Below are 8601 nucleotides of genomic sequence, written 5' to 3'. Positions count from 1 at the left end.
AAGAGACAGTCTCGCCACACTGGAGCGTCCGTGACCTCGATATTCCGCCTCGCCATGGGCGACGACTTCGACCGGCTCCACCCCCAGTTGCGGCGGCGCTTCTCCGTGGGGCTCGACAGCGGCGAGGCGTGCGTGGGGCGCGGCGTGATGGACCGCATCTGGCACGGCCGCCCCTTCGTCAAACCGTTCCTCGCGCTCGGCGGCAGCCGCAACATCCTTGTCCCGCGCACCGGCCACCGGATCCCGTTCACCATCGAGAACGTCCCCTACACCGACGCCTACGGCCGCGAGACCGTCACGTTCGTCCGGACCTTCGCACTGCCCGACGGACCCCGCCGCTTCGACGCCACCATGATCCACAGCCCCGAGCGCGACTGCGTCCTCGACTACCTCGGCACACACCAGCACCTCGCCAGCGATCTGCACCCGACCGCCGAACCCGACGGCTCACTGCTGATCCGCTCTGGCCAACACCGCTTCCGCGAGGGGCCGGTCGACGTGCGCGTACCGGAACTCATCGGCGGCGACGCAGAGGTGCGGGAGTCCTACGACGACGCGACGGGCCGCTTCCGTATCCGCGTACGGGTGACCAACCGGCGCTTCGGCCCCCTCTTCGGGTACGAGGGGACATTCGCCGCCACGTACCTGCCCGCGCACTCGTACGGGCCGCGCGCCGGGCTGCGTCCGGTACGGGAAGAGGCACGCGCATGAGCGCCGGCACCGGCGACTCGACGTCCGGCCCGGGTACCGACAACAAGAGCCGCGACACCAGAACGAAGCTGCTGGAAGGGGCGCTGTGTACGCTCACCGAGCACGGCATCGCCCGCACCTCCGCCCGCACCATCGCCGCCGCGGCGGGGGTCAACCAGGCCCTGGTCTTCTACCACTTCGGTTCCGTCGACGAACTCCTCGGCGCCGCCTGCCACCACGGCGCCGAACAGCGCGTCTCCCGCTACCGCGCACGGCTCGCCGCCGTGACCTCCCTCGCCGAACTCCTCGCGTTCGGCCGGGAGATGCACGCCCACGAGCGGGCGGACGGCCAGGTCGCCGTCCTCGGTCAGGTGCTCGCCGGAGCGCAGACCCAGCCGCGCCTCGCCACGGCGGCCCGGCGCGGCCTGCAACTGTGGATCGACGAGATCGAAAAGGTCCTGGCGCGCGTCCTGGACGGCACTCCGATCGCGGATCTCACCGACTCCGCCGGCCTCGCCCGCGCCATCGCCGCGTCCTTCGTCGGCCTTGAACTGTACGAGGGCGTCGACCAGGAAGGCGCGGGCCACGCCCTCGACGCCCTGGAACAACTGGCCGTGCTCGCCTCGGTGCTGGACGAACTGGGCCCGCTGGCCCAGCGCGCGGTACGACGCAGGCTGCGCAACACCGCGCGGAGCTGAGCGCAGACCCGTGTTCCGGCGCGCGGGGGAGCCTTGGACGACGGCCCGCCTCGTCCGGGCCGGACCCGGCCGGACTCACACGCTGAAGACCTTGCGGAAGTCGGTGAGATCACCGTCGGACGAAGACGTCACCGGGCGGCCCGCCACCTCGACCCACGCGTGGAATCGGTACGGGTCGTCGGCGCTTCCCAGACACCACTCCGTGCTGAGCCCGGCCAGCGCCAGCCGGACGGTGGCGGCCAACGACAGCTCCAGACACGCGACACGTCCCGGATGCAGCCGGGCGACGTGTCGCACCAGGGCGACGGCCGCCGCCGCCTGCTCCTGCGTGGCGGGGCGTGCGCAGCGCGAGGTGAGGGCCGCCACCGCGCGCACGGTGACGCCGAACGGCAGTCGCAGCAGGCAGAGCGCGATGAGGAGCGCGAGAGTCGCCGCGGACCGGTCGTGGCGAGGAGCGGTCGGGGCCCCGCGCCCGTCCCTTCCCGCCGGGCGCGGGGCCGCCCGGTCCGGTGCCGGCGCCCGGTCCGGTGGCGATGCCGGTGCCGGCGCCCGGTCCGGCGGCGGTGCCGGTGCCGCGCTCACGAGTCCGCGCCGGACCAGTACCTCGGCCAGTTGCCCGGCATCGGCACGTACCCGCTCGCCGAGCGCCGGCGGAAACCGGGCCGCCACGGTGCGGACACCGGCGTCGAAGTCCCCACTCTCGCGCCACTCGGACCACAGGGCGCGCGCCGTGCCGTTCATCGCGTACCACTGTCCGGTGCGGGCGTCGAGGAGCACCGTCCCACCGTGCGGGGCGCTGCTCTCGTGCACGTGCTCGGGGATGTGGAAGGCAGGCATGGGCAGGTCTCTCCTCCGCGTCAGTGCCATGTGGTGTTCCTGAGCCAGATCTCCGCGGCCAGAAGCCGGTTCAGCGCGGGGAACGGCGCGCGCAGCCCCATCAGGGCCCCGTCGAGCGCGGCCGTGACGGCGGCCGGTTCGATGACGCCCAGTTCCGCGAGCCGGGAGTCGAGCAGCATGCTTCGCAACTCGGGGGCGCGGGCCCGGGCGCCCTGGTAGTCCTCGTCGCCGTAGTCGCCCTTCGTCCGTCTGGCCAGGACGGGCGCGGGCACCAGATCCGCCAGCGCCGCACCGAGCAGCGGCTTGAAGGCGGGCGGCGCGGCACGCAGGTGGGCGGGCAGGGCCGCGCAGGCGCGGATGACGTCGGTGTCGAGAAAGGGCGCCTGCGGCCACACCCCGAACGGGCGCGCCGTTTCCGACAGTTGCCGCTGTACGGCTCCGGACGTACGCAGATTGTCCAGCGCGGTGAGGTCGCCCGCTCGCGACCCGGCGGTGTGCCGGGCCGTCTCCGCGGCCTGCCGCGCGAGCCCGGCGAGTTCCTTGCTCGCGGCGCGCGTCAGCCAGCCGGACTCGGATCCGGGCTCGGGCCACCAGGCGATGGCGTCCAGCCAGCCGATGTCACGCGCGGCCACTCGTTCGAAGCTGCCGCCGCCGCCGTCGCCGATGTCAGCGACGTCACCCCCCGCGCGGCTCTCGAAGCCGTCCGCCAGCCGCCGTAACGCCGTGGCGAGGGGCGTACGGGCCAGGCCGACCGCCCGTGCGGCGACGGCCGACGGCGCCTGCTGCCGGGCGCGGGCCAACTCCCGGCTGTCCCTTGCCAGTCGGCGGAGTCTCTCGGGCCGGGCGAGTGCGGCGAGATAGCCGGGCGGTGCGACGAGCAGCGCGTCCCCGCCCTCACCTCCGAGATGCACTCCCGCGCCCAGACGCGCGACCTCGGCCAGCCGCAGCCGGGTGCGCGCCGGCGCCACGGCGGCGGAATCGGGTTCACCGCTGTCGCGGCCGTCACCACCCGAGTGGCCGGTCAGTCCTTGGCCGGTCAGTCCTTGGTAGGTCAGGGTCTCGCGGTCGCCGGTCACCACCTTCATACGCAGCCGCGGGTCGAGCCGCGCGAAACGCTCGGCGTGGGCCAGGTCGTCACATGTCGAGAGGGCGCTGTGGTACGTCGTCACCGGCAGCGGGCCGGCTTGATGACGGAGCGTCAGAAAGGCGAGGGAGGTGGAGTCCAGTCCACCGCTGAAGTCGGCACTCACCCGCTGTCCGCCCGCGACGCGCAGCCGGACCGCCGTCTCCAGCGCGTCACGCAGGGCGTCGGCGCTCCGCGCGAACGATGCCCCGGGATCGGTCTCCAGCGGTTCGTGCGCCCAGCGTTCGATACGTCCCCGCGCGGTACGGCGCAGCGCCTGCCCGCCGCCCAACCTGCCGACGCCGGCGACGACGGACCGTTCGCCGGCCAGCGCGGGAGCCCCCGGACAGAAGATCCCGGCGGCGAGGACCGCCGTGTCGGGCCGTCGTCGCGTGCCCGCCGCGTCGGCCACCGAAGCGGGCCGGGTCCCGAACACGAGGCGGGTGCCGGTGTCCCGGAAGAACAGCGGGTACTGACCCGCCGCGTCCACGTAGGCGGTCAGCTCGTGATCACGGATCACCAGACAGAGATAGCTGCCCGGCAGCCGGGTCAGCTCGTCGGACCGGCCGGACGCGAGTGCCCGCAGGGCCGTGCGCCGTAATCGGTCGTCGTCGGCCAGACACTGACCGAGCACGACGGCTGTCCCCTCCGGGCTGTCGATCCTGCGCAACTCGCCGTCCCGCCAACGCCCTCGGACCCGGACGGTGTCGCCGGAACCCGCAGGACCCGCGCGTCCCGCGCCGCCCGCCGCCGGGGGGAAGACACCGGTCAGCTCGGGCGCCCGATTCGAATCGGCGGACGCGGATGCGGATGCGGATACGTATGCGGACGTTGGCGCTGACGCGAGCGCGTCTCCGCCCTGTGCCGGTCCATTGCGCACAGCCCGGTCCTACCAGTAATACTGGGAATTGGCGTCGGCCGTTCCGCTGGTGGAACTCCCCAGAGTCACGTCCCGTACAGAACCGAGATCGACGATCACAGGCGGTTCGTAGAGCATGTCCGCGACGTCGTCCGGGCACACCGCAGGTTCGGCGGATCCGCCGACAGGGTACTCGTGACCTCTTTGCGACGTCGTCATGTGTTCCACCTCGGGTCTGCGTCGGAAAAGTACGTCGGAGATGTACGTCGGAAATGTGCGCCGGCGGGCATGTCTGCCGGCCGGGGAAACACTGCCGTACGGTACTCGAATTCATCCAGCATAATGCGCTTGGGCATCGATCGGTGGACGGATGACACCACACGATGACATCTACTCGGACTATCTGTCCAAAACCCGTTTTCGGACCGGTGGCCGTTCTCCCGGGCACCACGGACAATGCATTTCGGGAAGTTGACGGAATCCGGTCGATGAATTACGGGAGCCGGTGCGCGCACGGCGGGCCCGACCGTTCAATTCGATACTCCGGCGGCCGGGGGACGGTCCGCCGGAGTTCACCGCGTCATACGGCGACGGACTGCGCCTCGCCGTCCCTGTCGTAGGACCGGAGCCCCAGCACCAGCGCCCCGTGCGCCTCGGTCAGCTGTCCCAGGGAGCTCTTGCGCAGCACGGCGTCGGCGGTCCCGCGAAGCGAGTACCGGACAAGCGATTCCTTGCAGGGGCCGAGAACGAGATCGCTGGCCGCCTCGAGTCGGCCGCCGAGCACGATGAGGTTCGGATTGAGCATGTTGCAGACCACCGCGAGCGCCTGGCCGAGCCGACGGCCCGCGTCCTCCAGGACGCGGACGCACACCGCGTCGTTCGCGTGCGCCCGGTCGATCACCGACCGCAGGGAGTCCGGTACGTCCAGGGAACTGCCGGTCAGCGCCTCCCCCACCTGCCGCACGAGCGAGTCGGCGCCGATGACCGTCTCCAGACAGCCGCGCCCGCCGCACCGGCAGAGGGAGCCCCGCGGCTCCATGACGGAGTGGCCGATCTCGCCCGCCATCCCGCGGTGCCCGCGGACCATGCTGTTGCCGATGATCAGCCCGGCGCCGACCCCGGTGGAGACCTTCACGTAGACGACGGTCTCCAGGCTCTCGTCCGTGGCGAACGTCTGCTCGGCCAGCGCGCCGAGGTTGGCGTCGTTGTCCAGTACCACCGTCGTGAGGCCGAGCACCTGGCGGAGTTGCTTCGCGAGGTCGTCCTTGGGGTTCCAGGGCGGCAGTACGGGGCTGGTGAACCGGCCCGTCCGAGGATCGATCATGCGCGGCACGGCCACCCCGAGGGAGATGACGTCGGGCTCCTGCCCTCCGCCGGCCTGGCGGACGGCCGCGCCCACCTTCTGCCGGATCTCCGGCAGAAGCCGGTCCAGCCCGCTGTTGGCGCCGATGTCCGAGTATTCGCCGGGATGGCGGTCGGCGATTCCCTGGTCGAGACGGCGGGCGACGACCCGAGTGTGGTTGAAACCGATGTGCACGCCCACCGCGACGGACGACGTCCGGCACAGCCGTACGAGCGCGCCGCGCCCCCTGTTGTCGTTCTTCTCGATCAGCAGCGTGCCTTCCGCGGCCATCTCCCGCACGATGGCCGAGACCGTGCCGCCGGAGAGGGAGGTGCGGCGGCTCAGACCCGCCTGAGTGTCCGCCTTGATCATCACGGCGAGCAGAACGCGCTTTCGGTTGATCTGTTTGACTCCGCCGGCCGGACCGAGATGGTCGCGTAACTGAACCATTTCCTCCCCATTCCCGGCGAGGACGATTTCATCATGTCGTCCGGGGCTCGCAGATTAGCACGGTGATCTTCAAATTGAACGTGGCTTCTCTTCAAAAGAAAGTAAGGGGGTGAGCGGTCAGTCGTGACCTCTCTGCGACTGGTGTGACAGGTGTTTTCCCAGGGGCTTCCGGTGGTTCCGGAAATGACGGTGAATGATCGACGAATGGCCCAGAATGACCGGCGAGCGCCGGTGGAACGGCCGACCGAGGGAGCCGCCTCCCCCGAAACCGTCCGCGCTGCGCCACACTGGGGCGCGGTCGCGACAGAGGAGTCCCCATGCCGAAATTCCTGCTCATGGTCAACCACGACGGTGGCGTCTTCGACGAGCCGATGGATCAGTGGGAGCCCGCCGACGTCGCGGCCCACTTCGACTACTACGCGGCCCTGGGCAAGGAGCTGACCGAGAGCGGCGAGCTGATCCGGTTCACCGCGCTCGCCGATCCCCAACTGGCCAAGTTCGTAAGGGCGGACGGCACCGAGGCGGCCCCCTTGGTGACCGCCGGGCCGTTCCCGGAGATCAAGGAGTTCCTGGCCGGCTTCAACGTCTTCGACGTCTCCTCCGAGGCGCGCGCACTGGAGATCGCCGCGCGTATCTCCGCCGTGCCCGGCCCCGGCGGAGTGCCGACCCAACAGCCCGTCGAGGTGCGGCAGGTGATGACCGACCACCAGGGCGATCTGTGACCACCCGGTCCGGAACCCTCACTGACCGCCCAGCCCCGTCGTCGCGACGGACTTGACGATCTGCCGCTGGAACAGCATGAAGACCACCAGCAGCGGAATCGCGGCGAGGACCGACGCCGCCGACGCCTGCGCGTTCTGCAGGCCGTAGGAGTCCTTGACGCTCGACAGGCCCACCGGCAGCGTCATCAGCGTCGGATCGCTGGTGATGATGAACGGCCACAGGAAGTTGTTCCAGGTGGTGATGAAGACGAAGATCGACACCGCCGCGAGTATCGGCCGCGACAGCGGCAGGATGACGCTGACGAATATCCGCACGCTCCCCGCACCGTCGATCCGCGCGGCCTCCTCCAACTCGCGCGGGACCGCGTCGAAGAACTTCTTCAGGATGTAGACCATGACCGGCGCCACCACCTGCGGCAGAATCACCGCCGCGTAGGTGTCCACCAGGTTCATCGCCAGCATCTGCCGGAACAGCGGCACGATCAGGATCTGCGGCGGCACCATGATCGAGGCGACGGTGACCGCGAGGAGCGCCCGCCGGCCGCGGAACAGTCCTCGGGAGAGCGCGTACGCCGCCATCGCGGACACGACAACCGTCAGCACGGTCACGGCCGTACCGATCAAGAGGCTGTTGAGCGCCCAGACGGGCAGATTCCCCTGCGCGAAGATCTCCCGGTACGCCGCGAGCGTGAAGCCGCCCGCCGGAATCCAGTCGCCACCCGCCGAACTCGCGTCGACCTCCGACTTGAAGGACGTGTCCACCCCCCAGGCGAGCGGCACCAGCCAGACACCGGCCATCAGGATCAGCGCCAGCACGGACAGGACACGGGGGAGGAGGCCCGCACCCAGCATCGGGTGCCAACTCCCCCGGCCCCCGGCCTCCTTGCCGCCGGGACCTCCACGGCGTCTGCGTACCACTTCCCTCGGCATGGTGCTGCGGCGTGGTCCGGACGCGCCGGACGGGTCGGAAGCGCTCGATGCGAGTGATGCGTCGGTGGCCATGGCCGGATCAGTCCTCCCTGCGCGAGAAGAGCTTGAGCTGGGCGAGGGAGAGGACGACGACGATCGCGAAGAAGACGTACGACACCGCCGAGGCGTAGCCCAGCCGGTAGTTGGTGAAGCCGGTGTCGTAGATGTATTCGAGGATCGGCCGGGTCGATCCGGCCGGCCCGCCCTTGGTCAGCAGATAGATCTGGTCGAACACCTTGAGGGAGGCCAGTACTTGCAGGACCGCGATCAGTCCGGTCGTACGGCGCAACTGCGGCAGCGTGATCGACCACAGTCTGCGCCACGCGCCGGCCCCGTCGAGCGCCGCCGCCTCGTAGAGATGGTCCGGTACCGACTGGAGGGCCGCCAGGTAGAGCAGGAAGTTGAAGCCCACCGTCCACCAGAGTGTGAGGAGCGCGACGGACCACATCGCGTATCGCTCCTCCACCAGCCAGCCGATCCCGTCGATGCCGACGGCCTTCAGCGCGGTGTTGATCAGCCCCGCCTCGGGCTGGTAGAGCAGGTTCCACACCTGGGTGACGACGGCCACGGGCAGCAGGTACGGCGCGAAGAAGGACAGCCTCCACACCCACTGGCCGGGCAGCCCGGTATGGACGAGCAGCGCCATGACCAGGGAGAAGAGCACCAGCGGCACCGACGAGAGCACCGTGAACCAGGCGGTGTTGCCCAGGCTCTGCCAGACCTCGCTGTCCGTGAACGCCTCGGCGTAGTTGTCCAGGCCCGCGAAGGTGCCGTCGCCGTGGCCGGTGAGACTGGAGTCGGTGAGGCTCATCCACAGCCCGAAGCCGAGGGGCACGACCAGGAAGAGAACGAAGAAGACCAGGAACGGTACGACGAACGGCCACCCGGCGACCCCCGGCGCACCGCCTGTC

9 protein-coding genes are annotated in these 8601 nt (G+C 70.4%); 3 read left to right on the top strand and 6 right to left on the bottom strand.

Translation table 11 applies throughout. From position 1 onward, the window contains the following. Positions 1-30 precede the first annotated feature (30 nt). Positions 31-711 (top strand): DUF4166 domain-containing protein, encoded by a 681-nt coding sequence (locus tag P3L51_RS33390; RefSeq protein ID WP_354609098.1) that lies wholly within the window; start codon positions 31-33, stop codon positions 709-711. Then, positions 708-1388 carry a TetR/AcrR family transcriptional regulator gene (locus P3L51_RS33385; RefSeq protein ID WP_354609097.1) on the top strand — a complete coding sequence of 227 codons (681 nt, stop codon included), beginning with the start codon at positions 708-710 and terminating at the stop codon, positions 1386-1388. Before P3L51_RS33390 ends, P3L51_RS33385 begins: the two co-directional genes overlap by 4 nt. A 75-nt stretch (positions 1389-1463) precedes the next feature. Here P3L51_RS33385 and P3L51_RS33380 read toward each other — a convergent pair whose 3' ends face one another. The 4 genes from P3L51_RS33380 to P3L51_RS33365 all read right to left on the bottom strand — a co-directional run bounded on the left by P3L51_RS33380 (position 1464) and on the right by P3L51_RS33365 (position 5999). Continuing rightward, entirely contained in the window at positions 1464-2225 is a 762-nt protein-coding gene (locus P3L51_RS33380; RefSeq protein WP_354609096.1) for a lasso peptide biosynthesis B2 protein, read from the bottom strand. A 20-nt stretch (positions 2226-2245) separates the two neighbouring features. After that, on the bottom strand, positions 2246-3982 hold the full coding sequence (locus P3L51_RS33375; RefSeq protein WP_354609095.1) for an asparagine synthase-related protein: 1737 nt from the start codon (positions 3980-3982) through the stop codon (positions 2246-2248). Positions 3983-4237: 255 nt separating this feature from the next. Then, positions 4238-4345, bottom strand: a complete 108-nt coding sequence (locus P3L51_RS33370; RefSeq protein WP_354609100.1) for a lasso RiPP family leader peptide-containing protein — start codon at positions 4343-4345, stop codon at positions 4238-4240. 442 nt (positions 4346-4787) lie between these two features. Continuing rightward, complete coding sequence (locus tag P3L51_RS33365; RefSeq protein WP_354609094.1) at positions 4788-5999, bottom strand: ROK family protein; 1212 nt, start codon at positions 5997-5999, stop codon at positions 4788-4790. 317 nt (positions 6000-6316) lie between these two features. On the opposite strand from P3L51_RS33365, the gene P3L51_RS33360 reads away from it, so the two are divergent. Then, on the top strand, positions 6317-6721 hold the full coding sequence (locus tag P3L51_RS33360; protein WP_354609093.1) for a YciI family protein: 405 nt from the start codon (positions 6317-6319) through the stop codon (positions 6719-6721). A gap of 18 nt (positions 6722-6739) precedes the next feature. Here P3L51_RS33360 and P3L51_RS33355 read toward each other — a convergent pair whose 3' ends face one another. Both P3L51_RS33355 and P3L51_RS33350 read right to left on the bottom strand, forming a co-directional pair. Beyond that, on the bottom strand, positions 6740-7651 hold the full coding sequence (locus tag P3L51_RS33355; protein ID WP_354609099.1) for a carbohydrate ABC transporter permease: 912 nt from the start codon (positions 7649-7651) through the stop codon (positions 6740-6742). Positions 7652-7730: 79 nt separating this feature from the next. Further along, a partial coding sequence (locus P3L51_RS33350; protein WP_354609092.1) for a carbohydrate ABC transporter permease occupies positions 7731-8601 on the bottom strand: 871 nt, incomplete at its 5' end.

The organism is Streptomyces panacea (assembly GCF_040560175.1).
GTDB lineage: Bacteria > Actinomycetota > Actinomycetes > Streptomycetales > Streptomycetaceae > Streptomyces > Streptomyces panacea.
This window is presented reverse-complemented; position numbering and strand designations above follow the sequence as displayed.

Excerpts from the sequence above, each read along its gene's own strand:
- P3L51_RS33385 (WP_354609097.1), top strand. The coding sequence starts at position 708 with ATGAGCGCCGGCACCGGCGACTCGACGTCCGGCCCGGGTACCGACAAC.
- P3L51_RS33380 (WP_354609096.1), bottom strand. The coding sequence starts at position 2,225 with ATGCCTGCCTTCCACATCCCCGAGCACGTGCACGAGAGCAGCGCCCCG.
- P3L51_RS33370 (WP_354609100.1), bottom strand. The coding sequence starts at position 4,345 with ATGCTCTACGAACCGCCTGTGATCGTCGATCTCGGTTCTGTACGGGAC.
- P3L51_RS33365 (WP_354609094.1), bottom strand. The coding sequence starts at position 5,999 with ATGGTTCAGTTACGCGACCATCTCGGTCCGGCCGGCGGAGTCAAACAG.
- P3L51_RS33360 (WP_354609093.1), top strand. The coding sequence starts at position 6,317 with ATGCCGAAATTCCTGCTCATGGTCAACCACGACGGTGGCGTCTTCGAC.
- P3L51_RS33355 (WP_354609099.1), bottom strand. The coding sequence starts at position 7,651 with ATGCCGAGGGAAGTGGTACGCAGACGCCGTGGAGGTCCCGGCGGCAAG.